Raw genomic sequence first — 24,621 nt, 5'->3', positions numbered from 1 at the left:
CCGTGGTACGCCGTGTTCTGGCCCTGCCGTCCGGGCGGATCGCCGTCGCCGTGCTGGCCGTGATCGCCGTCCTCGCCGTGCTCGGCCCACTGCTGGCTCCCCAGGATCCGCTGGCGACCAGCGACAACACCCTCGCCGCCGCTTCCGGCGCGCACTGGCTGGGGACCGACTACCTGGGCCGGGACGTGCTGAGCCGGCTCCTCGACGGTTCCCGGGTCAGCGTGCTCGGCTCGCTGGAGGTCGCGCTGACCGCGCTGGTGGTCGGGGTGGTCCCCGGGATCCTGTCGGTGTACCTGGGCCGGGCCTTCGAATGGATCACCCTCCGGCTCGCCGACACCCTGGTCGCCCTGCCCTTCCTGCTGTTCGCCGTCGCGGTCGTCGCGCTGCTCGGCAACGGCATCACCCAGGCGATGCTCGTCACCGGGGTGCTGGTCTCCCCGCTGTTCTACCGGGTCTCCCGCGCCGCCACCCTGGCCGTGGCCCGCTCGCAGTACGTGGAGGCCGCGATCGTCTCCGGGGCCTCCCTCGGCCGGGTCGTGCGCCGCCACGTCTGGGTCAAGGTGCTCCCGCCCATCGCGGTCGCCCTCGCCCAGACCGTCGGCGTCGGCTTCGTGATCGTGTCGAGCCTGACCTTCCTCGGCATCGGCGTGCAGCCGCCCGCACCCACCTGGGGCGGTCTGCTCGCCTCGGACCTCGGCTACCTGAGCCACCGCCCGTGGGCGCCGCTCACGCCGGCGCTGCTGATCGTGGTCACGGTCTGGGCCTGCAACCTCCTCGCCGACGCCATCCGCGATGTCTCCGGCGAGGCGGGCCGCGCGCTGCTCAACAACCGCAGGGCCCGCGCCAACCGACTCGACAAGGCCGACCCCGCTCCCGCCGGAGGTGCGTGATGAGCACGCTGTCCGAGAAGCTGCAAGCGCCCCCCGAGCACACCGCGAAGCCGGTCCGGCCGTCGCAGCCCGTGCTGTCGGTGCGCGAGGTGCGCATCAGCGACCAGGCCGCCGGACGGGAGATCGTCCACGGGGTGAGCTTCGACCTCACCCCGGGCCGGACCGTGGGCATCGTCGGCGAGTCCGGCAGCGGCAAGACGCTCACCTGCCGGGCCGCCCTGGGCATCCTGCCCGCCCACTTCGAGGTCACCGGCGGTTCGATCGAGCTGGACGGCCGCGACATCACCGGGTTCTCCCCCGCCGAGTGGACCTCTCTGCGCGGCTCGACGATCAGCGCGGTCTTCCAGGACCCGGCCTCCTACCTCAACCCCTCGATCCGCGTGGGCGCACAGGTCGCCGAGGTGATCCGGGTCAAGAAGAAGGTCAGGCGGCGCGAGGCGCGCCGGCAGACGATCGAGCTGCTGCGCGCGGTGCATCTGCGGGACCCGGAGCTGGTGTACGGCCAGTACACCTACGAGCTGTCCGGCGGCATGCTCCAGCGGGTGCTCATCGCCGCGGCGATCGCCGCCGGCCCGCGCGTCCTGATCGCCGACGAGGCCACGACCGCGCTCGACGTCACCGTCCAGGCGGAGATCCTCGACCTGCTGGCCGACCTGCGCGAACGGACCGGTCTCGCCCTCGTCGTGGTCTCCCACGACCTGGCCGTCGTCGCCCAGCTGTGCGACGAGGTCCTCGTCCTGCGGCAGGGCGAGGTGGTCGAACAGGGCCCGACCCACGAGGTCCTCCACCACCCCCGCCACGAGTACACCCGGCTCCTGATCGCCGAGCACGAGCAGTACGGGCTGGACAGGTTCCTGGCCCCCGAGGAGGACGCGTGAGCACCGATCCGCACCGGGAACCCACCGCCCCGGTCCTGTCCGTCGAGGGCCTGGAAGTGCACTACGGACCGCGCCGCCGGCGCCGCCGCGCCCTGCACGACGTCTCCTTGAGCATCGCCCCGGGAGAGACGGTCGGCGTCATCGGCGAGACCGGCTCCGGCAAGTCCACGCTCGCGCGGACCGTGCTCGGCCTGGTGCGCGCCTCGGCCGGCTCGATCGTCATCGACGGCGAGGAGGTCGGCGCCTACGGTCCCCGCCAGTGGCGCGCGCTGCGCCGCCGGGGCGTCGTCCAGTACGTCTTCCAGGACCCCCTGCGCAGTCTCGACCCGGATCTCACCATCGAGGACTCGCTCGCCGAGCCGCTCCTCGTCCAGGGCGTCCCCCGCGCCGAGGCGGCCGGCCGGGTGCGGGCCTTCCTCGCCCGGGTCCACCTCACCGAGGACCTCCTCGACCGGCTGCCCGGCGAGCTCTCCGGCGGGCAGCGCCAGCGCGTCGCGGTGGCTCGGGCCCTGGTCACCGAACCGCGTCTGGTGATCCTGGACGAGCCGGTCAGCGCCCTGGACTCGGCCAACCGGGTCCAGGTCCTCCAGATCCTCAAGGAGCTCCGCGCCGACGGGGTCGCCCTCGTCTTCATCTCCCACGACCTCGGCTCCGTGGCCGGTGTCGCCGACCGCATCGCGGTGCTGTACCAGGGCGAGTCGGTCGAGGTCGGCGCCGCCGCCGACGTCATCAACACACCGCGCCACCCCTACACCCGCCTGCTCGTCAGGTCCGCGCCCACCCTGCACAGCGCGCCGGCCGACCGGGCCGAACGCGAAGCGCTGCGCGCCCTGTTGCACGCCTGAGCCCACGACAGACAGGAACCTTCATGTCCCGCACGATTCACCTCGCCCTCCACCCCTACGGCGTCGGCGGCCCGGGCCAGCACGGCCTGTGGAAGGACCCGCGCGTCGCGAAGAACTCCAGCATCGACATCGACTACTACATCCGGTTGGCGCAGGCGGCCGAACACGCCCTGTTCGACGCCCTGTTCATCGTGGACAGCCAGTTCATCAACGCCACCTACCCGGCGCACTACCTCAACCGCCTGGAGCCGCTGACCCTGCTGTCCGCGGTCGCCACCCACACCCGGCACATCGGCCTGGTGGGCACCGCGAGCTCGACGTACAACTCGCCGTTCAACCTCGCCCGCCGGTTCTCCTCGCTCGACCACATCAGCGGCGGCCGCGCGGGCTGGAACGTCGTCACCAGCTTCGACACCGGCACCTCCCGCAACTACGGGCTGGACGAGCACCTCGACTACACCACCCGCTACGGCCGCGCCCTGGAGTTCGTCCAGGTCGCCCGCGGGCTGTGGGACTCCTACGAGGACGACGCCTTCCCCGCCGACGTCGAGCGGGGTGTCTTCCTGGACCCGTCCAAGCTGCACGAACTCGACCACGTGGGCGAGCACTTCAAGGTGGCCGGACCGCTCAACCTCTCCCGCTCCCCGCAGGGCCAGCCGGTCATCTTCCAGGCCGGGGTCTCCGAGGAGGGCCGCGATCTCGCAGCCCGGGTCGCCGAGGGCATCTACGCGCCCGGCGGCACCCTGGAGCAGGCGCGGGAGTACTACACCGACATCAAGAAGCGCACCGCCTCCTACGGCCGCGACCCGGACCACATCAAGATCTTCATCCACGGCGGCCCGGTCGTCGCCGCCACCGACGAGGCGGCCCGCCGCCGCGAGCGGGAGATCTTCGAGGAGGACAACGACTTCGACCGCAACCTCGCCCTGCTGGGCCGTTCCTTCGGGGCCTACGACTTCAGCGCGCACGACCTGGACGCCCCCTTCCCGGATGTCGCGCACCTCGCCGAGAAGGGCGGCCGCACCGGCGCGGCGAAGCTCATCGAACGGGCCCGCACGGAGCAGCTGACGCTGCGTCAAGTAGCCGAGTCGGTCAACCAGTTCCGTCAGTCGCCGTTCGTGGGGGACCCGCGCACCGTCGCCGACACCATCGAGCGCTGGTTCGACGCGGGGACCTTCGACGGCATCAACCTCGCCTTCCGCACCGAGGAGGAGCTGAACCTCTTCGTCGACGGTGTGGTGCCGATCCTCCAGAAGCGCGGCCTGTTCCGCACCGAGTACGCGGCCGACACCCTGCGCGGCAACCTCGGACTGCCCGTCCCGGCCAACCGGCACGCCCGCCAGCCGCAGCTCGCACGGGACTGAGGGCGCCGACATGAGCGAACTGTCGGTCACGGGAGGCCGTGACGTGCACACCGTCCGCTTCCCCGACGCCACTCCCCCGTCGGCGGTCGACGTCCTGATCGTCGGCGCGGGCCCGGTGGGCCTGGCACCTCCGTCGGTCTGCTCGTCCTCACCGAGGACCGGACCGTCGAGCGGGCCTTCGCCGTGGCCGCGGCCGCCCGTTCGCTGCCCTTCACCGTCGTCCACCTCTCCGACCCCTCGGCACGCGCCGCCTACGGCACCGCCAACGTCCTGATCCGCCCCGACCAGCACGTCGTGTGGCGCGGTGAGCGGCTGCCCGCGGGCGGTGCCGGCGCGGTCCTCGACCGGGTGCTGGGCCTCGCCCCCGCCCCCGCCCCGGCGCCCGACGGCACCGACGCGTTCGTTCCGGACGCCGTGGGCACCACAGCCTGACTACGAAAGGCCGTCCCCCATGACGAGCGAGAGACCTCGCCTCCGGCTGGGCTTCCTCACCCATGTCCAGGGCCGCGACGACGACTTCGCCCGCACCTACCGCAACGCCCAGGAACTGTTCACCGTCGCCGACGAACTCGGCTTCGACATCGGCTGGGTCGCCCAGCACCACGTCCCGCTCGGCGGCGGTGGGCTGTCCTCCCCGTGGACCTTCCTCGCCCACGCGGCGGCGCGCACCACCCGCATCCGGCTCGGCACCGCGGTGACCGTCCTGCCACTGGAGAACCCGGTCCGCCTCGCCGAGGACATCGCCACCGTCGACACCCTCAGCGGCGGGCGGGTCGAGATCGGTGTGGGCAGCGGATCGAGCGACCTGGAGTACGCCGCCTTCGGCCGGGACGTCGCCCGCAAGCGCGAGCTGACCAGCCGGAACCTCGACGTCCTGCGCCAGGCCCTGGCGGGCCGGGAGGTGGGCGCGCCCGGATTCCGGATCCAGCCCGCGCCGGGAGACTTCGCCGACCGGGTATGGCAGGGCGTGTTCAGCGCGCAGGGCGCCGTGTACGCCGCGGAGCACGGTTCGAACCTGCTGCTCAACCGTGCGGCGTACGGTTTCGACGCGCCCACCGACGAGGTGCAGCGCCCCTGGGCCGACGCCTTCCTCGCGGCCTGGGACGGACCGCGCCGTCCGCGCGTCGGCCTCTCCCGTTTCGTGTTCCCCGCCAAGGACCGGCGCACCGCGCTGCGCCACATCGGTGACGACGTCCACCGCGCGGCACTGCGCATGGCACAGCACGGCGCGTTCCCCGAGGGGCTGGACGCGGACGAGGCACTGCGCCGCTTCCACTGCTTCTACGGCCACCCCGACGAGATCGTCGCGGCGCTGCGGCAGGAGAGGGTCCTGCCCGTCACGACGGATCTGATCGCCCAGTTCAACCCCGCCGTCCCCGACCACGACGCGACCGTCCGCGCGCTCGAACTCATCGCGACCGAAGTGGCCCCCGCGCTGGGCTGGACGCCCGCGCGCCAGGCCGAACCCGCATCCGCATCCGCATCCGCATCCGCAGGAGTGTGACATGACCCAGTACAGCGACCATCACGGCCCCGAGGGCCTGCGCATCCGCGGCACCGTCGTCGTCGTTCCCGGCCGGGGCGAGACCCGCGCGACCTACGCCCGCCTCGGCAGGCGGCTCGCCGCGGACGCCTACCGCGTGCGGGTGATCGACGGCCCGGACCTCGCCGCCGAGGACCCGGGCTCCTCGCTGGACGGCTTCGCCGCCCAGGTCGCCGACGCCGTCGAGAGCACCGTGTCCGAGGGCGAGGTGGTCCGGCCCGTCGTGCTCGTCGGAGCCGACTCGGGCGCCGTCGCGATCGCCGCGCTCCTCGCCCGGACCGGGACACCGGCCGCCCGGCGGCCCGACGCCCTCGTCCTGGCCGGCCTGCCCGGACGGACCGCGGGCACCGTGGAGAGCTGGGACGACGAACTAGCCGTCCGCACCTCCTGCCCCGCCCACCGGGGCGTGCTCACCGAGGATCCCCAGGTGCGGCGGGGCGCGCTCGACGACGCCCTGCCGGACGCCCTGCTCACCGCCGTCCACGACAGTGATGTCGACGTCCCTGTGCTGCTTCTCGTCGGGGACGCCGATCCCCTCGCCGACCACGAGGCGCTGGCGCGCACGGCGAAGTCACTGCCCCACGCCCGTCTTTCGGTCGTGCACGGCGCTCATCACGACGTCCTCAACGACCTCCAGCACCGTTCGGCGGCGGCCGAGGTCGTCTCGTTCCTCGAAACGCTCCGCAACGAGCTGCGCCCGGTGATCACCGTGCGGTCGAGCGCGTGGTGAGCAACCGCCGTACGAGTCCGCCCTGTTCACACGTCTGAACCTCATCCCCGGAAGGTCCCGCATGGCTGCCATCCTGTCCGTCTCCGGAAGTCCCTCCCCCACCTCCCGCACCACCCGGCTGCTGCGGCACCTGGACGACCGGCTGCGGCGGCAGGGGCACGAGGTGACCCCGCTGGAGGTCCGCACCCTGCCTCCCGAGGCGCTGCTCGGCGCGGACTTCGGGCATCCGGCGATCGTCGCCGCCGCGGAGCTGTTCGCGCGGGCGGACGGGGTGGTGATCGGCACGCCCGTGTACAAGGCCGCCTACTCGGGCCTGTTGAAGTCGCTTCTCGACCTGCTCCCGCAGTACGCGCTGACCGGCAAGACCGTGCTGCCGCTCGCCACCGGCGGCAGCACGGCCCATGTGCTGGCGATCGACTACGCCCTGCGCCCGGTCCTCAGTTCCATGGGCGCGGCACACATCGTGCCCGGCTGGTTCACGCTCGACCGGGACATCGCGGCGGACGTCGGCGCGCCACTCCTCGCGCCCGCTGCCGCGGTGGCCCTGGAGCAGGTCACGGACCAGTTCTCCGCCGCGTTGGGCGGCCGCACGGACCGGCTCGCCGCCACGGGCTGAGGCGCCGGCTCATCCGTGCCGCGGGCCCTGGTCCGGGGCACGGGCCCTGGTCCGGGGCACGGGCCCTCTCCGTGGTGGTTTCCGTGGTCAGCACGGAGGCGCTCCGTCGCCGGCCGGGAGAGGCTGTGACCCACAGCGACGGGCCCGGCAGGACCCGCCGGGCCGATCGCGGCCCACGCCTTGACCACGGGAGCAACCATGACCAGCACCGACGGCAGCACGTACGAGGGATTCACGGCCGAGGAGCGGGCCGCGATGAAGGAGCACGCCGAGGGGCAGAAGAAGGCGGCGCGCCGCGGCTCCCCCGCGGACAAGGCGGCGGAGGCGGAGCGGGACGTGCTCACGAAGATCGCCGAGATGGAGGACTCCGACCGGGCGATGGCCGAAGTCGTCCATGCCGTCGTCACGGCCAACGCCCCGGCCCTCGCGCCGAAGCTCTGGTACGGGATGCCCGCCTACGCGCTGGACGGCAAGGTCGTCTGCTTCTTCCAGAGCGCGGCGAAGTTCAAGTCGCGCTACGCGACACTCGGGTTCAACGACCCGGCGAAGCTGGACGAGGGCACGATGTGGGCGACCGCCTTCGCCCTGACCGAGGTGACGGCCGAGGCGCAGGCGCGGATCGCCGCACTGGTGAAGCAGGCGGTGAGCTGACGGCGCGCCGGCCGCGCGGGTCGATCGGCTACCGGACCGGCAGGGGTGCGAGTCCGAGGTCGGCAAGCGCGGCCGTACCGGCGGCGGCATGCTCGCCCCCGGCGAGCAGCAGGGTGCGTGCCGACTGGTAGGGGCAGCCGGCCGCGTCGAAGGCCGCGGCGGCGGCGAGTTGCCGCGCCGGGTCGCCGTCGAGCAGGGCCTGCGCGCGGTCCACCTGGGCGGTGGCGATCGGATTGCCGGTGACCACGGTGCGGGCGGCGTCGATCCGGGCGCGGGCTTCCGGGTGCCCGGCGAGCACCGCGGCCTCCGCCCGGAGTGCCACGTACCAGTGGAGCCAGACCCAGGACACCCACTTCCACACCTGTTCCGGCTCCGGGTCGACCCGCTGCGACGCCGCATCGGCGTCCCCGTGGTGGAGCAGCACCATGGCGTCGAAGACCGCACCGTAGCCGTGGCGGTGCTCCGGTGCGTTGCCCGCCCGGTCGACGATCGCGCGCCAGGTGTCCCGGCTGTCGTGGTCGCCGCGCAGGGCGTGCACCATGGCGACCGAAGCGGCGGCGGGGCCGAGCGAGAACGACCGCTGACGGCCGCTCTGCTCCCACGCGTCGAGGAACCGCGCACTGCCGGTGAGCACCTGGTCGGCATGGCCGGCGAACGCGTCCGCGACCAGCAGCCAGGACGTGGCGTGGTGCCCCACCTCGGCCAGCAGCGGGTGGTCGGCGAGCTGTCCGCCCCACCGGCGGGCTTCCGGCAGCCGGCCCACGCCGACGGCGGTTCCGGCGGCCATGGCGAGGGCGTCCATGAGCTCGTGCGCACCGGCCGGGGTACGCGGCGCCGAGTCCAGGACGTCGATCCGGCGCCGGGCGGCAGCCGCGGCGGCGAAGGCCTCACCGGTCCAGCTCCGGGCCCCGGAGAGCGCGTCGAGGGCGGCCGACTCCGCCACCGGGTCGCCCGTGCGCCGGGCGAGGTCGACAGCACGTTCGGCGCGTACGAGGGTCTCCTCCACGGTGTTGTCCAGGTCGCCCTGGACGGCGCCGAACGCGTCCGCGACCACCGCCGCCTCGGCCAGCGCGACAGCGGCCTGAGCGGCCGGGGCATCGCCGGCCAGCTCCTGCGCCGCCGCGAGCAGGGTGGTCACCTCTGCCCTGGAGGGAACCTGCGTGAACGTACTGGAGAAGCGGTACGCGTTGGTGGCGGCGGCCGCCAGGTCGCGGCCCGCACCGGCGGTGTTCCCGGCCCGGCGCGCGGCGTCTCCCGCGGCGCGGTGCAGCCGGAACATGTCGTCACCGAGCCTTCGGCACCCGGCCACCGCGGCGGCCTGCCGCAGTGCCGCGGCCCCGTCGGCGTCGTCGGAGAGCCCGGCCGCCTGCTCGTACCGCTGCTGGGACTCGCCGAGCAGGTTGCGGAGGAAGGCCAGCTCGGCCAGGGACAGGGCGAGGCGACGCGCGTCCGCGCGCCGAACCGGCCGGTCGGACGCCCAGGTGAGGGCGGCCCGGAGGTCGTCCGCCACGGCCTCGAACCGGGCGCGCCAGTCCGCGCCCGACGCTGCGAGGAGGACACGCGCGCCGGTCGAGCACCAGTCCAGGTGGCGTGATCGGACCCGGACAAGCTCGTCGGCGTCGGTGAGCCGCTCCGTCCCGTACTGGCGGATGGTCTCCAGCGCGTGGTACCGGGTGCCGGTGGCCGACGGGGTCACGGCCAGGAGGCTCTGTTCGGCGAGTCTGCCGAGCCCGTCGACGACCGCGGCCGGATCCAGCGGAGCGAACCCGGCGACCTCGGCGGCCGCCTCGGCGGTGAATGGCGCCACGAACACCGACACCCGGCGCAGCAATGCCCGGCTCTGCGGCTCCAGCAGGTCATGGCTCCAGTCCAGCACCGCCCGCACCGACCGGTGCCGGTCGTCGGCGCGGGGTCCGCCGGTGAGGATCCGCAGCTGATCGGAGAGGCCCGCCGTGAGGCCGTCCAGTCCGAGGGTGGACCACCGTGCCGCCGCCAGCTCGATCGCCAGCGCCATGCCGCCGAGCCGTTCGCAGATGGTCACGACCTCCTCGTTCGATGCCGGACCAGGCGGCTGGCCGACCGTCGACGCGCGGTCCATGAACAGGGCCACCGCGTCCGACCGGTCACCGCCCGCCCGCGAGAGCGGCGGGACCTGGAAGACCCGCTCGAACGGCACCATCAGCCTGGCCCGGCTGGTCACGAGCACCCGCAACCGCGGACAGGCCGCCAACAGCCGCTCCAGGAACGGCGCCACCGCGTCGCTCACCCGCTCGCAGTTGTCCAGCACCAGCAGCGTCCGACGGTCCGTCAGCGCGGCGAGCACCGCGTCGTCGATGCCGCGCCCCGGTTGCTCGCCCACCCCCACGGCCGCCGCGACGGCCGCGCCCACCCGACCCGGCTCGGTGACCGGGACCAGGTCGACGAACCACACCCCGTCGGGGAAGTCGTCGGCCACGTCCGCCGCCACCGCCAGCGCGAGGCGCGTCTTGCCCACCCCACCCGGGCCGACCACGGTCACCAGTTGGTGCGCTGTCACCGCCTCGGCCAACTGCCCGCGCTCCGTCACCCGGCCGACGAACGCCGTCAGCGGTGCCGGCAGGGCGGGTACCGGGCGCGACGGCTCGGTAGGGGCGGAATCGGCCGCGTACCGGGCGAGCGCCCGCCGGTCCGGCAGTTGGAGCTTGCGCAACAGCGAGGACACATGCGACTCGACGGTGCGTACGGAGATGACCAACCGCGCGGCGATCTCCGCGTTGCTGAGGTGCTCCCCCAGCAGTGCGAGCACCTGGGCTTCCCGGGCGGATATCTCTGAACTGATCACCGCCTCATTATCCGTTGGTCCGTGGCGGATTCCGTGGTGGGCACGGAGGCGCCCCGTACCCGGGCCGGGGGAGTGTGTGACCACGGCGATCGGCCCGGCGGGCTTCCCGGGCCGATCGTGACCCACGACCGGACTTCTGCCGATCGTGACCACGACGGACTTCCGGAGGACCGATGGACGCCGAACCCCGTTCCCACGCCCAGCGTCGCCACGACACCGAGCACCGGCTTTCCCATGACGTCGATGTCTGGGTGGCCAGTGCCTCGGCGGACGGCGCGCCGTACCTCGTACCGCTGTCCTTCGACTGGGACGGGGAGGCGCTGTTGCTGGCCACCCCGACGAACAGCCCCACCGGCAGGAACCTGGCCACGACCCGTGTCGTTCGGCTGGCCCTGGGCCGCACCCGCGACGTCACCATGATCGACGGCGAGGTCGAAGTCCTCGAACTCGACGGGCTGCCGCGGGAGCGAGGCGACCGGTTCGCCGAACGCGCCGGTTTCGATCCGCGTGTGCCGGCCACGTCGTATCGCTGGTTCCGGATCGTCCCGCGCCGTATTCAGGCCTGGCGCGAGGAGGACGAGCTGTCCGGCCGCGAGCTGATGCGCGACGGCCGGTGGCTGACCTGACGCTCCGGCCGGAGGCGAACTCGACTCCGCCACCTGCCACGACTCCTGGGAGCGGAGCCGAGCTGCATCCGCTCCACCGGTCGGGAGCGAAGTGGAGTGGACGGCACGAATCCGCATACCGGCACTGGTGCGTTCGTGCGTTCATGCCCATGGGCGACCCGGTGATGGAGGGAAACAACGTGAGCGCAACCGAACGATCATCGGACGTCGTGGTGATCGGAGCAGGCGTCGCCGGCCTCGCCTGTGCTCAGGACCTGCTGGCCGCCGGCGTCGGCGTGCGGATCCTGGAGGCCTCCGACGGGGTCGGTGGCCGGATGCGCTCCGACCGGGTGCACGGCTTCGTGATCGACCGTGGCTTCCAGGTCTTCAACCCGTCCTACCCACAGGTCCGGCGACGCCTGGCAGGGGACGGGCTGGACCTGCGGCCCTTCGACCGGGGCGTCCTCATCCACACCGACACGGGCAGGCGCCGCCTGACCGACCCCCGCGCTCACCCGTCCACGCTCGTCGACCTCCTGTCGGGGCGCCTCGCGGGACCGCGCGACCTGGCGGCGCTGGGCGCCCTCTCGGCCTCGGACGCGGTGGCCCCGCCGCACCGGCTGAAGCGGCGGCCGGATCGCACCACACGCAAGGCTCTCGCCGACGCGGGCTTCACCGACGCGTTCGTCGAGCGCTTCTTCCTGCCCTTCCTGTCCGGGGTGTTCCTGGAGGACCGGCTGGAGACGTCCGCCCGGGTCTTCCATCTCGTGTGGCGCAGCATGCTGCGCGGCACCCTGAGCCTGCCCGCCACCGGCATCGGTGCCGTACCTCTCGCCTTGGCGGCGTCACTGCCGAAGGCCACCGTGCGACTGGAGACGCCGGTCGAGCGTCTGACGGACGACGGCGTGGAGACCGCCTCCCGCGAACTCGTCCCGGCGCGCGCCGTGGTGGTGGCCACGGGCCCGGGACCAGCCGGAACCCTGCTGCCCGACATCACCGTGCCCGCGTACCGCGTGGTGACGACCTACTACCACGTCATGCCGGGCCCGCCGCTGAACGAACCCGCTTTGCTGGTGGACACCCGGCGCCGCTTCCTCAACACGTGCGTGCTGAGCAACGTGGCCGCCTCCTACGCACCCTCCGGCCGGGCGCTCGTGGCCACCTCGGTGCTCGGCGCGGACGCCGAAGGCCGGGAACGCGCGCTGCGCGCGCCGCTGAGCGAGGTCTACGACACCGATGCCGACCGCTGGGAGCTGCTGACCGTCCGTACGGTGCCCGACGCGTTGCCCGTGATGGCGCCCCCTCAGGAACTCAGCCGCACGACCCGGGTGGCGCGGGGCAGATACGTGTGCGGTGACCACCGGGCCACGGGCTCGGTCCAAGGGGCGATGGCCTCGGGTGCGCGCGCTGCCAGGGAGGTGCTGCGCGACCTCGGCAGGTAGCGCGGATTCGCCAGGCTCGCCGTCACGGTCTCACGCAGGCGCCGCCTGGTCGTCGAGCAGGACGCCCAGCCGGCCGGCCACGGCGGTGAGGGTCGTTCCCAAGGGGAGTGCGACCCGCGTGAGGGCGTGCTGGTCGCCCCGGGTCGGGTCCCGGTTGACGATCAGCACGGGCTTCCCGGCCCGGCCCGCCTGGCGGACGAACCGAAGTCCGGACATCACCGTCAGCGAGGAGCCCAGAACCAGCAGTGAGGTCGCCTCGCGGACCAGCGTGCGGCAGTGCTCCACCCGCGGCGGCGGAACGGTTTCGCCGAAGAACACCACGTCCGGTTTGAGGATGCCGCCGCAGACCGTGCAGGGCACCACCCGAAAGTCCCCGACCTGTGCGTCGGTGAGGTCGGCGTCGCCGTCCGGGTTGATCGCCGCCGCCACGGGCTCGAAGTCCGCATTGGCCTCCGCCAGCCGCCGGGCGAGCTCGCGACGCGGGCTGAAGACACCGCAGGACAGACAGACGACCCGGCCCAGGCTCCCGTGGAGTTCCACGACGTCCTCGCTGCCGGCGGCCTGGTGCAAGCCGTCGACGTTCTGGGTGATCAGGCCCGCGAGGAGACCGTGCCGCGCGAACGCGGCCACCGCCCGGTGCCCGGCATTGGGACGGGCGCGCCCGAAGGTGCGCCATCCGAGGTGGCTGCGCGCCCAGTAACGGCGCCGGGCCTGGGGATCGGAGGTGAAGTCCTGGTAGGTCATCGGGGTGTGCCGACTCAGGCTCCCGCCCTCGCCCCGGTAGTCGGGGATGCCCGACTCCGTGGAGATGCCCGCCCCGCTGAGCACCAGTACGCCGCCGGCGCTCAGCGCGTCGACGACCTGCTCCGGATCGGTCGTGCCCGGCGGCAGGTCCTCGGCGGGGGTCCAGCTCAGAGTGGGGCGCATGCGCATGCCGCCAGGGTACGGAACGGGCCGCCCGCAGTGTCCGAGTCCGTGTCCGTGACCGAGCCACGGCTCCGAGCGGGCTCGGCCCGGCCCCGAGCTCCGGTTGCCTTCGCGGGACGCGAGATGGGTCACAACATGATCCCGTGAAGTGCCCTCCGGAGCGGCACTGCGGGCCTGCCCACACCGCATTTACATGCAGTATGCAGCGAAGTGCGCACAGCCCGTGAGGGGGACATGTCCGCCTATCGTCGCTCTTTGGCCTGCCGCCGGCGCCGTCGAGCAGACCCGTCCCTGCCCCCGACGAAAGTAGGCGAGCGAAGCTTTGCCGAGTGCCACAGTCGCGTCTCCCCCGACATCCCTCCCGACCGTTCCGAAGAACGCCGTCGCCCCGAAGAACGCCACCGTCACGGACCCCGCACTGGTGAAACGCGCGGTGCGCGCCGCCGCGCTGGGCAACGCGATGGAATGGTTCGACTTCGGTGTCTACAGCTACATCGCGGTCACCCTGGGCAAGGTCTTCTTCCCGTCCGGGAACCCGACCACCCAGCTGCTCTCCACCTTCGGCGCCTTTGCCGCCGCCTTCCTCGTGCGACCGATCGGCGGCATGGTCTTCGGGCCGCTCGGCGACCGCGTCGGCCGTCAGAAGGTGCTGGCCCTCACCATGATCATGATGGCCGCGGGCACCTTCGCCATCGGCCTCATCCCGTCGTACGCGTCGATCGGCGTCGGAGCCCCGGTGCTCCTGCTGGCGGCCCGCCTGGTGCAGGGCTTCTCCACCGGCGGCGAGTACGCGGGCGCCTCCACCTTCATCGCCGAATACGCGCCCGACAAGCGGCGCGGCTTCCTCGGCAGCTGGCTGGAGTTCGGCACGCTCGCCGGGTACATCGGCGGTGCCGGCCTGGTCACGGTGATGACCGCTCTGCTTTCCACGGAGGACCTGCTGAGCTGGGGCTGGCGGATCCCGTTCCTGATCGCGGGCCCGATGGGCATCATCGGCCTCTATCTGCGGATGCGGCTGGAGGAGACCCCGGCGTTCGCGGCCGAGATCGAGAAGGCCGAGTCGAGCCGCACGAAGGTGCCGCTGCTCCGGATGATCACGGGCCAGTGGCGGGCGCTGCTGCTCTGCGTCGGCCTGGTGCTGGTCTTCAACGTCACCGACTACATGCTGCTGTCGTACATGCCGAGCTATCTGACCGGTGAGCTCCACTACGACGAGACGCACGGCCTGCTCGTCGTACTCGGCGTGATGGCCGTCATGATGATCGTCCAGCCCTTCGCGGGAGCCCTGACGGACCGTGTGGGCCGCCGACCGGTGATCGCCGCGGGCTGTGCGGGCTTCCTGTTGCTGTCCGTCCCCGCCCTGCTGCTGATCCGCCAGGGCAGCCTGTTCGCGGTCGCGCTCGGCATGGGCGCGCTCGGCCTGCTGCTGGTCTGCTTCACGGCGGCGATGCCGGCCGCCCTGCCGGCGCTGTTCCCGACGAAGGTCCGCTACGGATCGCTGTCGATCGGCTTCAACGTCTCCGTGTCGCTCTTCGGCGGCACCACCCCGCTGGTGGTGACGGCCCTGATCGGGGCGACCGGGAACATGATGATGCCCGCGTACTACATGATGGCCGCGGCCGTGATCGGCGGCGTGGCGGTGTGGTTCATGGCCGAGTCCGCGGGGCGTCCGCTGCCGGGCTCGGCACCCTCGCTGTAGGGCCGAGGACCTCCGAACCGCTCGCCCGGGACACCGGGCTCCGGTCGGCGGGGCCTTGACGGCCCGTCGGCCGGATCGAGGAGGCGATCGCGCGGACCGTGCGCCACCACGGGCACCCGCACCGCCCCCGCGCCTCCCGCCCTCCCCCGCTTCGAAGCCGGGCGTCGCTCCTCGTCCCACCAAGTCTTCGCCATAGACGTTTGTTCGAAGGCAATCGGTGCACACGAGAAACTGACACTGTCTTTACACGACGAAGCGGAGAAACACCATGGGCATCATCGCGTGGATCGTGATCGGTCTGCTCGCCGGCGCCATCGCCAAGGCCTTGATGCCGGGCAAGGACCCGGGCGGCATCATCATCACCATGCTCATCGGCATAGCCGGCGGTCTGCTCGGCGGCTGGCTCGGCAAGGAGATCTTCGGCGTCGACTCCATCGACGGGTTCTTCGACCTCTCCACCTGGATCGCAGCGATCGTGGGCTCCTTCATCCTGCTCGCCCTCTACCGCCTCGTCACGGGCAACCGGCGTTCGCACCGCCACGCGTGAACCGCCGACGTCGTAGACGGTAAGGCATCCGAACGGCTCCTACCCTGTCCCCGGGGTGGGAGCCGTCGGCGTTGCGCGAAGGGGCCCGGGGGCGCCGCGGTGGGCACGGCGCGGGACCTCGTCCAGGGGGCAGTCCGGCCGAGCACCGCGACCCGGCCGCGATGAGAGGCGACAGCCCTTACCGGCCTTCGGGGGAACTTTGGGGCTCCGCCGCTCCCCGGCGGTCGGCGAGTGGTACGGGCATGAGATGCCCACACCCCCCGATCAGCCCACCCCGCCGCTCGAACGTCCGAGCAGCGAGGAGCCGCACGTACCGGGTCTGCTGCGGACCGCGGCCGCGTACGCGTGGCGGATCATCGCCGTCGGCGTCGTCGTCCACGTCACCTTCTCCGTGCTCGGGCAGTTTCACCGGATCGCCGTCGCCGTCTTCCTGGGGCTGGTCATCACCGCCGTACTCCGCCCCGTGACCGGGCTCCTCGCGCGCTTCATGCCCCGGCCGCTCGCGGTCGCCGCCGCGCTCGTCGGCGGCATCGTCCTCGTCCTCGGCGCGCTGGCCCTGGTGGGTGAGACCGCGGCGGATCAGCGAAGTGGGCTGGAGAAGGAGTTCGTCACGGGGATCGACCGGATCGAACGCCAGCTGGAGGAACCGCCCTTCCGCCTTCCCCCGGACGCGTTCGACGATCTCCAGTCCCGGATCGGCAAGCTCCTGTCGAGCCACCGTTCCACCCTCATCAGTACGGCGCTCAGCGGCGCGAGCCGACTGGTCGAGGTGCTGACCGTGCTCGCGCTGGCCGTGTTCTGCGCGGTCTTCTTCACGTACTCCGGCGACCGGCAATGGCAGTGGGTGTGCGACCAGCTCCACGACGGGGCACGGCGGCAGGTCACGGTCGCGGGCCGGGCCGCCTGGCGGACTTTCACCGGTTACACCCACGGCATCCTGCTGGTGGCCGCGACCAACGCGGTCCTCGTGGGTATCGCACTGTTCGCTCTGGGGGTGCCTCTTGCGGTGCCGTTGGCGCTGCTGGAGTTCCTGGCCGCGTTCATTCCGCTGATCGGCTCGCCGATCGCCCTGTCGATCGCGGCGGTCGTCGCACTCGCGTCGAAGGGAGCGGTCATCGCCCTGGTCGTCGTGGCCCTGATCGTGGTGATCGGCCAGATCGAGGGCCACCTCCTGCACCCCATCGTGATGAGCTGGGCCGTCCGGTTGCACCCGGTGGTGGTCGCGCTGGCGGTCGTCGGCGGAGCGGTCGCGGCGGGGGTGATCGGCGCCGTGGTCGCCGTACCGCTGGTGGCCGTGGTGTGGTCCGTCCACCAGGCCCTGCGCACTCGCACCGACGGCCCGGAATGAGGCGCGGATCGGGCCGACAGGGCAGGTCGCACAGCTGCGGATCGCCGGCAGGACGGTTCGTCGCCGCCGGCGAGCCAGGGCGTCGGTGACTCCCACAAGGGCTCGCCGGGCGGGATTGCGAGGTCACCCGACGAGCCGCGGTCAGGAGCGGACCATGCGGCGCACGTTGTCCACAGCGCCGCAGCCGGCCTTCAGCTGACGCTCCCTCTCCTCCAGGAACGCCTCGCCCAGCTCCTCCCGTCGCTCCATGGCGACGTTCTCACGGGCACCGTTGAGGATTGTGCGCTCCTCCTCGTCGGTGTGGTGGGCGATGGCCTCCACGAGCTCTTCCAGCTTCTCGTCCCACTCCTCGGAGCCGACCTCGTCGACCTCCAGGAGCCCGAGAAGCGCCTTGTTGCCCTCCTCGTGCTCCTCCTCGCCGTGCTCGACCTCCTCGTCCTCGATCTTCTTGAAGCGCTTGAGGGCGGGGTACACCTTCGCCTCTTCCGCCAGCGCGTGCGCGATCAACAGGTCGGCGAACTCCCGAAGAGCGGCTGCCCGGTCGGCTTCGACGCTGCGCATCAGACGGAAGAGGTCCTCCATTCTTCGGTGATCCTGGAGAATGAGTGCAACGACGTCTCGCGTGTCAGGCGTGTCAGGCATGTCGGCCATGGGAACGGGCTTCACTTTCGTACGAGGAACCTGGGGAAGGACCGAGTACCCCGGCCGGCCGTCTTCATTGATCCCTGCATTGATCCCTGCGCCCGTGCGTGCCCGGCGCCGCTCCCCCGGCCGATCAGACGAAGGCGCTCTGTCCGGTGATCGCCTTCCCGACGATCAGCGTGTTCATCTCCCGGGTGCCTTCGAACGAGTAGATGGCCTCCGCATCCGCGAAGAAGCGCGCCACGTCGTACTCCAGGACGATGCCGTTGCCCCCGAAGATCTCCCGGGACCAGGCCACGACCTCGCGCATACGGGCGGTGACGTGGGCCTTGGCCAGGGACGAGTGCTCGTCCCGGAACACCCCGGCGTCCTGCAACCCGGCGAGCCGATGCAGCATGCCCCAGCTCGAAGTGATGTTGCCCAGGCTCTTCACCAGGAGGTCCTGCACGAGCTGGAAACCCGCGAGCGGACGGCCGAACTGCTGCCTCTGCGTGGCATAGCGCAGGGCCAGCTCGTACGCGCCGATCATGACACCGAGGGCCTGCCAGGCGACCCCACTGCGCGTGGCACGCAGGACTTCCGCGACGTCACGGAAGGAGGACGCGTTCTGCAGCCGATCGCTTTCCGGCACCCGGACGTCCGTGAGGGTGACGTCCGCGTTCTCGACGATGCGCAACGACGTCTTGTGGGCGATCTTCTCCGCCTTGAATCCGGGCGTGCCCTTGTCGACGACGAATCCCTTGACCTGGTCGTCGTCGACATCGCGGGCCCAGACGACGATGTGGTCGGCGAAGGTGGCGTTGCCGATCCAGCGCTTGGCGCCGTTGAGCACCCAGGTGTCGCCGTCCCGCTGGGCGGTGGTGTGCATGCCTGCCGCGATGTCGGAGCCGTCGAGCGGTTCCGTGAGGGCGAACGCCCCGATGGTGTCCATGCTCGCCATGCCGGGCAGCCAGCGGTCGCGCTGGGCCTGGTCGCCGCCTGCGTGGATCGCGTACATGGCAAGTCCGTTGTGGACGCCGAAGAAGGTGGCGACCGAAGCGTCGACCCGGCTCATCTCCATCGCCATCATCCCGGTCAGCAGATGGCTGGCGGCGGGGCCGTGGTCGCCATAGCCCTCGTAGGACAGTCCGACCAGTCCACTCTCCCGGAAACGACTGATCAGCTCCATGGGGAAGGTGCCGTCGGCCCAGTGCTCTGCCACCAGCGGCTGGACCTCGTCACGCATGAACGACCTTGTCCTGAGCAGGACCTTGCGCTCCTCGTCCGTGAGAACGGACTCGAAGTCGTAGAGGTCGGCCATGTTCTGGTGTTCCGTGAGTGAAGTCATGGGGCCCTTCTTCCACGGTTGTGCCGAGCAATGCGCACTGTTGACGTCGTCGCCCGGGGGTCCCGTTACCGGGGCGGCGCCGTGGTGAGGAAGTCCAGGACGAGCGGGCTTGCGACGGCTCGGAATTCCTCGAAATAGGCGTGCCGCGCTCCGGGGATCATGTGCAGCCGGGCACCGGGAACGCGGTTCGCGAGCAGGGGCGCGTTGGCGGCCGGGTTGAGCAGGTCGTCGCTGCCGTGCACGACCAGAGTGGGTGCGCCGATGCCGGGCAGGAGGTCCCACGCGTCGTGCTGGTTGCTGGCCACCAGGTGGCGTCGTTGGGCGTACGGAGGCATGGCCGGATCGCCGAGCGTCCGATGGGGGCCGGGGTGGGTCGCCAGCCAGCCCGGGGTGTACATCAGATCGAGCAGGGCCTGTCGGGCCGCACCGGCTTGCGGTTGTACCAACGACCTGCGGACGTCGTTGTCGCGTTCGACGGCGTGCGGGCCACCGGGCGACGTGCAGCCGAGCACCAGGGCGCGCACACGCTCCGGATGGCGGGCCGCGAGCTGCTGGCCTACGCGTCCCCCCATGGACGTGCCGTAGACGTCGGCCCGGTCGATGCCGAGTTCGTCGAGCACCGCGATCACGTCCTGCGCGAAGATCTCGGTGCTGTAGGGGATGTCGGGCTTGTCGCTCTCCCCCGTGCCGCGGTAGTCGACCGTGACGGTGCTGCGTTCGGCGTGGAAGTCGTCGCGTACCCCGTCCCACCAGTGGTGGTTGTTCGCCTGACCCGCCAGCAGGACGAGTGGCGCTCCCTCGCCTCGGACCTGGTAGGCGATACGGACCCCGTCAGGCGTTGTCGTGTGCTGCATCGGCCCTTCTTCACTCGTCGTGCAGGTGCTGCGAGGACCCTATTACCGGAGATCATTATCGTGAACTAAGTCGCATACCCGGGGTTCAACTTGCGGGCAGGGGTGGTGCGCATGTTCGGATGAGTCGATGCGCACCCCCCACCGCATAGATCCGGATCCGCATCCCCGTCCCTACGACCGCTCCGCAGCGCCGCCCGATCCCTACGAGGAACTCGGCGCCCTCGACGACGGTCCTCTGGACGCGTTCCTGGGCGAGGGCACCGCCGAGCAAAGGGCAGAGCAGGAGCCGGAACGGGAGCCGGAGTGGACCCCGCCCGTCCACCGCCGCGGCGGCCGGCGCCGGCGGGGCCGTTTCGCCGGTCTGCCGCTCGCGGCGAAGGCCGTGGTGAGCCTCGTCGTCCTCGCCGCCTTCGTCACCCTCGCCGACCGCTGGGCGCTGCTGTACGCCGAGCACAAGGCCGCGGACACCCTCAAGGACCAGTTGGACCTGGCCGCGGCGCCCGAGGTGGAGATCGGCGGCTTCCCCTTCCTCACCCAACTCGCCGACAAGCGGCTGGACTCGGTACGGGTGACCGTGCCGGACGTGTCCGCCGACCGGGTGTCGCTGGCGAAGGTGTCGGCCACGGCTCACGACATCCGGCTGGACGCCGACGGGCTCACCTCCGTGCGCGGCGCCCACGTCCCCCGGCTCGACGGTGACGTCCTGCTGTCCTTCGCCGACCTCAACCGCGAACTCGGCGCCTCCCAGGTGATGTTCACCGGCGACGGCCGTGACCGGGTCAAGGCCCGCGGCATCCTGCCGGTCGCCGGGCACGACCTACGACTGCGCGCCGAGGCCACGATCCGGCGACAGGGCGAGCGGGGCATCGGCACGCAGATCGGCGGTATACGCCTGGACATCGGGGACCTGGCCACCTACCGCCCCGGCACGCGCGCCTCGGACGGACTGCACCTCACCCCGAAGGCCTCCGCCGACGTCGCGCGGGAGACCCGTAAGGCGAAGGCACTGCTGTCGGTCCCGGCCGTCGTGCAGCGACTGGGGGTGCCCGAGGCGGCCGTGCGCGAGGCCCTGAGCGACGACGGCAAGCTCGCCGAACTGACCGGCTCCCCGCGCTTCGCCCGCCAGGCGCAGACCCTCAACCTCATCGACCTGGCCCTGGACAACCCTGAAGTGCTCCGCGGTCTGGGCCTCGACCCCGACCTCCTCAACGCCCTGTCCCAGCTCACCCGCCCGGCCCTCGCCGACCGGCTCTCCCTCGCCTTCCAACTGCCGGAGCCGAAGACGGGGGACATGCGGCTGCAGTACGTGCGCGTGGAGAAGGACGGCATCCGGGTGCGGCTGACGGGCTCGGGGCTGGCCCTGGGCAGTTCGTGATCCGCGTGCCGGTGCGACCGTGAAAGCGGGTACCCAAGAGGCAGGTGTGCAGGACGGTTTCGCGGGCATGCGGGGTGTGGCAGCTGTGATGCCGGGGGGCGGCTCTGCCTGGGGAGGTCTGCGCCGCCCCCTCCCCCCTGCCGAGCGTGAGAGGTCGGCGTGTCCGTCGTTCTTGCGTGAGCCGTGCGAATGAGGGCACAAGCCACTATTGGCACAGCAAACACCTGGTGTCCCACTCTGCTGCCAGGTCACCTCACGCAAGACGAGTAAGGAACTTCAGTGGCTGACCTACTGACCGACGGGCAGCCCGACCCAGCGCGGTCCGGGCCGACCGACATCGCCGGCATGCCCGCCCAGGTCCGCCAGGACCTGACACGCAGGCTGAGGCGGAACAAGCGCCCCTTCCGCGACGAGGACGTCCAGGTCGTCGAACCACCGCTGCTCCGACGTGCGGTCAGCGCCTCGGCACTCGGCAACTGCATGGAATGGTTCGACTTCGGCGTCTACAGCTACCTCGCCGCCACCCTCGGCAAGGTCTTCTTCCCCGGAGCGTCACCCGCCGCCCAGGTGATCTCGTCCTTCGCCACCTTCGCGGCCGCGTTCGTCGTACGCCCGCTCGGCGGCCTCGTCTTCGGGCCGCTCGGGGACCGCCTCGGCCGGCAGAAGGTACTCGCCACCACCATGATCATGATGGCGGCCGGCACGTTCGCCATCGGTCTCATCCCCAGTTACGCCACCATCGGCATCGCCGCCCCGATCCTGCTGCTGCTCGCCCGCATGGTGCAGGGCTTCTCCACCGGCGGCGAGTACGGGGGCGCCACGACCTTCGTCGCCGAGTACTCGCCCGACCGTCGTCGCGGCTTCCTCTCCAGCTGGCTCGACTTCGGCACCTTCGTCGGCTACGCGCTGGGCTCCGCCCTGGTCACCCTGCTCAATCTCGCGCTCAGCGACGCCGAGATGCTCTCGTGGGGCTGGCGGATCCCGTTCCTCATCGCGGGCCCGCTCGGCGCGATCGGCCTCTACATGCGTCTCAAGCTCGAAGAGTCGCCCGCGTTCCAGCAGCAGCTCGACGAACACGAGGAGAGCCTCGCCAAGGAATCGGCGGGCACCGAGTTCAGGACCATCATCAAGGACCACTGGCGGGCCCTGCTCATCTGCATGGGACTGGTACTGCTCTACAACGTCACCAACTACATGGTCACGGGATTCCTGCCCACGTATCAGACGGAGACCCTCGGCCGCTCCAGCAGTTCGGCGGACGTCCTCGTGCTCGTCGGCATGGTGTGGATCGTGCTGCTGATCACCTTCCTCGGCAGGCTCAGCGACCACGTCGGCCGACGCCCCCTCTACGGCTTCGCGGCGGCGGGAATGATCGTGCTCGCCATTCCCGCCTTCCTGCTGATCAAGATGGACGGAACCTGGCTGCCGGTCTGCGGTGTGCTGATCCTGTCCACCCTGCTGGCGTGCTTCGCCGCGCCGAGCGCCGCGACGCTGCCCGCGCTGTTCCCGACGGCCGTCCGCTACGCGGCCATGGGCATCGGCTTCAACTTCGCGGTGGCCGCGTTCGGCGGTACCACCCCCCTGGTCACGGAGGCGCTGGTGAGCGTCACCGGAAACGACATGGTGCCCGCGTACTACCTCATGGCCGCCGGTGCCATCGGGCTGTTCACGGTCCGCTTCCTGCCCGAGAGCGCCCAGGTGTCCCTCCACGGCTCCCAGCCGATGGTGGGATCGAAGAAGGAGCGCCGGGAACTGATCGTCACCTCGCAGGAGTTGTACCGGGTCGGCCGCGAGACGTCCGACCGCCGCTGACGCGGGACGCGGGCGCCGCGGCGGACGTCCGCGTCGTCGTCGACACCGCCGGCCAGGACCCGCAGGAGTCCCTCGCCTCACCCGTTCGCCACCTTGATCACCTCTTGCCCGCCCTGCCCGGTGAATCACGGCGTTCGGATCGCCGGGTCAGGGCTTCAGCAGGACCTTGACGGCGCGGCGCTCGTCCATCGCCCTGTAGGCGTCGGCGGCCCGCTCCAGCGGAAGGGTGAGGTCGAAGACCTTGCCCGGGTCGATGCGGCGGTTCCAGATGAGGTCGATCAGCTGCGGCAGGAACCGACGCACCGGGGCCGGGCCGCCGTGCAGGTGGGCGTGGGAGAAGAAGAGCTCCTGGCCGTCCAGCGTCACGTCGTGGGACACGCCGACATAGCCGACGTGACCGCCGGGGCGGGTGGAGCGGATCGCCTGGAGCATCGATTCCTGGGTGCCGACGGCCTCGATGACCGCATGGGCGCCATAGCCTCCCGTCAGCTCCTTGATCTTCTCCACGCCGGCGTCGCCGCGCTCGGTGACGATGTCGGTGGCGCCGAAGTCCAGGGCGAGCTTCTGCCGGGACGCGTGGCGGCTCATGGCGATGATCCGTTCGGCGCCCAGCTGCCTGGCGGACAGCACGCCGAGCAGGCCGACCGCGCCGTCGCCGACCACGGCGACCGTCCTGCCCGGCCCGGCCTGCGCGGCCACGGCGGCGAACCAGCCGGTGCCGAGCACGTCGGAGGCGGTCAGCAGGCTCGGGATCAGGTCCTCGTCGGGGGTGCCCGGGGTGGCGACGAGCGTGCCGTCGGCGAGCGGGACGCGCAGTCGCTCCGACTGGGCGCCCATCTCGTTCATCCACTCGCGCCGGACGCAGGAAGTCTGGTAGCCGGCACGGCAGTTCTCGCAGGTGTTGTCGGAGGCCGAGAAGCCGCCGACCACGAACTGACCGGGCTTGACGGTGGTGACCGCGCTGCCGACCTCCTCCACGACGCCGACGTACTCGTGGCCGATCGGGGACGGTCCGTCGATGGGCTCGGCCCCGCGGTAGGGCCACAGGTCCGAGCCGCACACACAGGCCGCCGACACCCGGATCACGGCGTCCGTCGGGTGCAGGATCCTCGGATCCTCGCGCTCTTCCACCCGGAAGTCACCGGGGGCGTGCATCACGACACCACGCATGGCGTTGCTCCTTGCTTTGTTGGGGGGGACGGCCGCGGCGGGCGGCCGGGTGGGCCGAGTGGCCACGTCGTGGCACCTTGCCGCTTTCGCGGCGCTCGGCCGTCAGCCGCTGACAGTGGCGAGGGCGGCCGCGTACTGGTCGTCGGTGACCGGCTCCAGCCAGGTGGTGCCGTCGCCGGTGGCGTCACCGACCACCAGGGCGAGGTGGGCCATGAGGGTGGTGTCGGTGGCGCCGTGCCAGTGCTCCTCGGCGGGCGGACACGTGACGGTCTCGCCGGCGCTGACGCGGACGACCGTGCCGTCACGGGTGCCCACCAGGCCGACACCGTCGGTGACGTGCAGGACCTGTCCCAGGGCGTGCGCATGCCAGTTGGTGCGGGCGCCGGGGGTGAAGCGCACCAGAGCGGCGGCCAGCCGGGCCGGCTCCGCGGGAGTCGAGATCATGTTGAGGTAGACGTCACCGGTGAAGCGCTCGGCCGGGGCCTTGAGGGTGGGGGTCGAGGTGATGTGTTCCATGGCTTGGATCCTTGATCGA

23 protein-coding genes are annotated in these 24,621 nt (G+C 71.6%); 16 read left to right on the top strand and 7 right to left on the bottom strand.

Going from position 1 to position 24,621, the window contains the following annotated elements:
- The first annotated feature begins 2 nt into the window (after window positions 1-2).
- From OG933_RS41740 to OG933_RS41700, 9 genes are all read left to right on the top strand, one after another.
- A complete protein-coding gene (locus OG933_RS41740) occupies window positions 3-890 on the top strand; it encodes an ABC transporter permease (RefSeq protein ID WP_405632442.1) in 888 nt (295 codons plus the stop codon).
- A complete protein-coding gene (locus OG933_RS41735) occupies window positions 890-1,768 on the top strand; it encodes an ABC transporter ATP-binding protein (RefSeq protein WP_405632440.1) in 879 nt (292 codons plus the stop codon). The genes OG933_RS41740 and OG933_RS41735 overlap by 1 nt, the downstream gene beginning before the upstream one ends.
- Window positions 1,765-2,613: an ABC transporter ATP-binding protein gene (locus OG933_RS41730; protein ID WP_362533848.1), complete on the top strand. Its 849-nt coding sequence runs from the start codon at window positions 1,765-1,767 to the stop codon at window positions 2,611-2,613. Before OG933_RS41735 ends, OG933_RS41730 begins: the two co-directional genes overlap by 4 nt.
- 23 nt (window positions 2,614-2,636) lie before the next feature.
- A complete protein-coding gene (locus OG933_RS41725) occupies window positions 2,637-3,977 on the top strand; it encodes an LLM class flavin-dependent oxidoreductase (protein ID WP_405632438.1) in 1,341 nt (446 codons plus the stop codon).
- 138 nt (window positions 3,978-4,115) lie between these two features.
- The gene (locus OG933_RS41720; protein ID WP_362533927.1) at window positions 4,116-4,409 is read left to right on the top strand and encodes a hypothetical protein; all 294 of its coding nucleotides are present in this window, start codon (window positions 4,116-4,118) and stop codon (window positions 4,407-4,409) included.
- A 19-nt stretch (window positions 4,410-4,428) separates the two neighbouring features.
- A complete protein-coding gene (locus OG933_RS41715) occupies window positions 4,429-5,481 on the top strand; it encodes an LLM class flavin-dependent oxidoreductase (RefSeq protein ID WP_405632435.1) in 1,053 nt (350 codons plus the stop codon).
- Window position 5,482: 1 nt separating this feature from the next.
- The gene (locus OG933_RS41710) at window positions 5,483-6,250 is read left to right on the top strand and encodes an alpha/beta hydrolase (protein WP_405632432.1); all 768 of its coding nucleotides are present in this window, start codon (window positions 5,483-5,485) and stop codon (window positions 6,248-6,250) included.
- A gap of 61 nt (window positions 6,251-6,311) precedes the next feature.
- Window positions 6,312-6,866 carry an NADPH-dependent FMN reductase gene (gene ssuE, locus OG933_RS41705; RefSeq protein WP_362533836.1) on the top strand — a complete coding sequence of 185 codons (555 nt, stop codon included), beginning with the start codon at window positions 6,312-6,314 and terminating at the stop codon, window positions 6,864-6,866.
- Window positions 6,867-7,064: 198 nt separating this feature from the next.
- Window positions 7,065-7,517 (top strand): DUF1801 domain-containing protein, encoded by a 453-nt coding sequence (locus tag OG933_RS41700; protein ID WP_362533834.1) that lies wholly within the window; start codon window positions 7,065-7,067, stop codon window positions 7,515-7,517.
- Between the two features lie 28 nt (window positions 7,518-7,545).
- On the opposite strand, the gene OG933_RS41695 is transcribed toward OG933_RS41700, so the two are convergent.
- A complete protein-coding gene (locus OG933_RS41695; RefSeq protein ID WP_405632429.1) occupies window positions 7,546-10,338 on the bottom strand; it encodes an ATP-binding protein in 2,793 nt (930 codons plus the stop codon).
- Between the two features lie 173 nt (window positions 10,339-10,511).
- On the opposite strand from OG933_RS41695, the gene OG933_RS41690 reads away from it, so the two are divergent.
- Window positions 10,512-10,964 carry a pyridoxamine 5'-phosphate oxidase family protein gene (locus OG933_RS41690; RefSeq protein ID WP_405632426.1) on the top strand — a complete coding sequence of 151 codons (453 nt, stop codon included), beginning with the start codon at window positions 10,512-10,514 and terminating at the stop codon, window positions 10,962-10,964.
- Window positions 10,965-11,113: 149 nt separating this feature from the next.
- A complete protein-coding gene (locus OG933_RS41685; RefSeq protein ID WP_405633685.1) occupies window positions 11,114-12,385 on the top strand; it encodes an NAD(P)/FAD-dependent oxidoreductase in 1,272 nt (423 codons plus the stop codon).
- A 30-nt stretch (window positions 12,386-12,415) separates the two neighbouring features.
- Here the strand turns inward: OG933_RS41685 and OG933_RS41680 are convergent, their stop codons facing one another.
- Entirely contained in the window at window positions 12,416-13,318 is a 903-nt protein-coding gene (locus tag OG933_RS41680) for an NAD-dependent protein deacetylase (protein ID WP_362533822.1), read from the bottom strand.
- Between the two features lie 316 nt (window positions 13,319-13,634).
- Between OG933_RS41680 and OG933_RS41675 the strand changes: the two genes are divergently transcribed.
- From OG933_RS41675 to OG933_RS41665, 3 genes are all read left to right on the top strand, one after another.
- The gene (locus tag OG933_RS41675) at window positions 13,635-15,011 is read left to right on the top strand and encodes an MFS transporter (protein ID WP_405632425.1); all 1,377 of its coding nucleotides are present in this window, start codon (window positions 13,635-13,637) and stop codon (window positions 15,009-15,011) included.
- Window positions 15,012-15,279: 268 nt separating this feature from the next.
- Window positions 15,280-15,558 (top strand): GlsB/YeaQ/YmgE family stress response membrane protein, encoded by a 279-nt coding sequence (locus tag OG933_RS41670; RefSeq protein WP_020127257.1) that lies wholly within the window; start codon window positions 15,280-15,282, stop codon window positions 15,556-15,558.
- Between the two features lie 247 nt (window positions 15,559-15,805).
- Window positions 15,806-16,906 carry an AI-2E family transporter gene (locus OG933_RS41665; protein ID WP_020127256.1) on the top strand — a complete coding sequence of 367 codons (1,101 nt, stop codon included), beginning with the start codon at window positions 15,806-15,808 and terminating at the stop codon, window positions 16,904-16,906.
- 141 nt (window positions 16,907-17,047) lie between these two features.
- On the opposite strand, the gene OG933_RS41660 is transcribed toward OG933_RS41665, so the two are convergent.
- From OG933_RS41660 to OG933_RS41650, 3 genes are all read right to left on the bottom strand, one after another.
- Window positions 17,048-17,548: a hemerythrin domain-containing protein gene (locus OG933_RS41660; protein ID WP_362533812.1), complete on the bottom strand. Its 501-nt coding sequence runs from the start codon at window positions 17,546-17,548 to the stop codon at window positions 17,048-17,050.
- Between the two features lie 133 nt (window positions 17,549-17,681).
- Complete coding sequence (locus OG933_RS41655; RefSeq protein WP_405632421.1) at window positions 17,682-18,875, bottom strand: acyl-CoA dehydrogenase family protein; 1,194 nt, start codon at window positions 18,873-18,875, stop codon at window positions 17,682-17,684.
- A 65-nt stretch (window positions 18,876-18,940) separates the two neighbouring features.
- Window positions 18,941-19,729 carry an alpha/beta fold hydrolase gene (locus tag OG933_RS41650; RefSeq protein ID WP_362533807.1) on the bottom strand — a complete coding sequence of 263 codons (789 nt, stop codon included), beginning with the start codon at window positions 19,727-19,729 and terminating at the stop codon, window positions 18,941-18,943.
- 127 nt (window positions 19,730-19,856) lie between these two features.
- Here OG933_RS41650 and OG933_RS41645 point away from each other — a divergent pair, with 127 nt between their 5' ends.
- Window positions 19,857-21,104, top strand: a complete 1,248-nt coding sequence (locus tag OG933_RS41645; protein WP_405632419.1) for a DUF2993 domain-containing protein — start codon at window positions 19,857-19,859, stop codon at window positions 21,102-21,104.
- A 345-nt stretch (window positions 21,105-21,449) separates the two neighbouring features.
- Window positions 21,450-22,916 carry an MFS transporter gene (locus OG933_RS41640; RefSeq protein ID WP_405633683.1) on the top strand — a complete coding sequence of 489 codons (1,467 nt, stop codon included), beginning with the start codon at window positions 21,450-21,452 and terminating at the stop codon, window positions 22,914-22,916.
- A 147-nt stretch (window positions 22,917-23,063) separates the two neighbouring features.
- Here the strand turns inward: OG933_RS41640 and OG933_RS41635 are convergent, their stop codons facing one another.
- Window positions 23,064-24,086 (bottom strand): zinc-dependent alcohol dehydrogenase family protein, encoded by a 1,023-nt coding sequence (locus OG933_RS41635; RefSeq protein ID WP_405632417.1) that lies wholly within the window; start codon window positions 24,084-24,086, stop codon window positions 23,064-23,066.
- A gap of 102 nt (window positions 24,087-24,188) precedes the next feature.
- Window positions 24,189-24,602, bottom strand: coding sequence for a cupin domain-containing protein (locus tag OG933_RS41630; protein ID WP_405632414.1), 414 nt, complete (start codon window positions 24,600-24,602; stop codon window positions 24,189-24,191).
- Between the last annotated feature and the right edge of the window lie 19 nt (window positions 24,603-24,621).

The sequence above is a fragment of the Streptomyces sp. NBC_00016 genome (assembly GCF_045040885.1).
In the GTDB taxonomy this organism is placed as follows: domain Bacteria; phylum Actinomycetota; class Actinomycetes; order Streptomycetales; family Streptomycetaceae; genus Streptomyces; species Streptomyces coriariae.
This window is presented reverse-complemented; position numbering and strand designations above follow the sequence as displayed.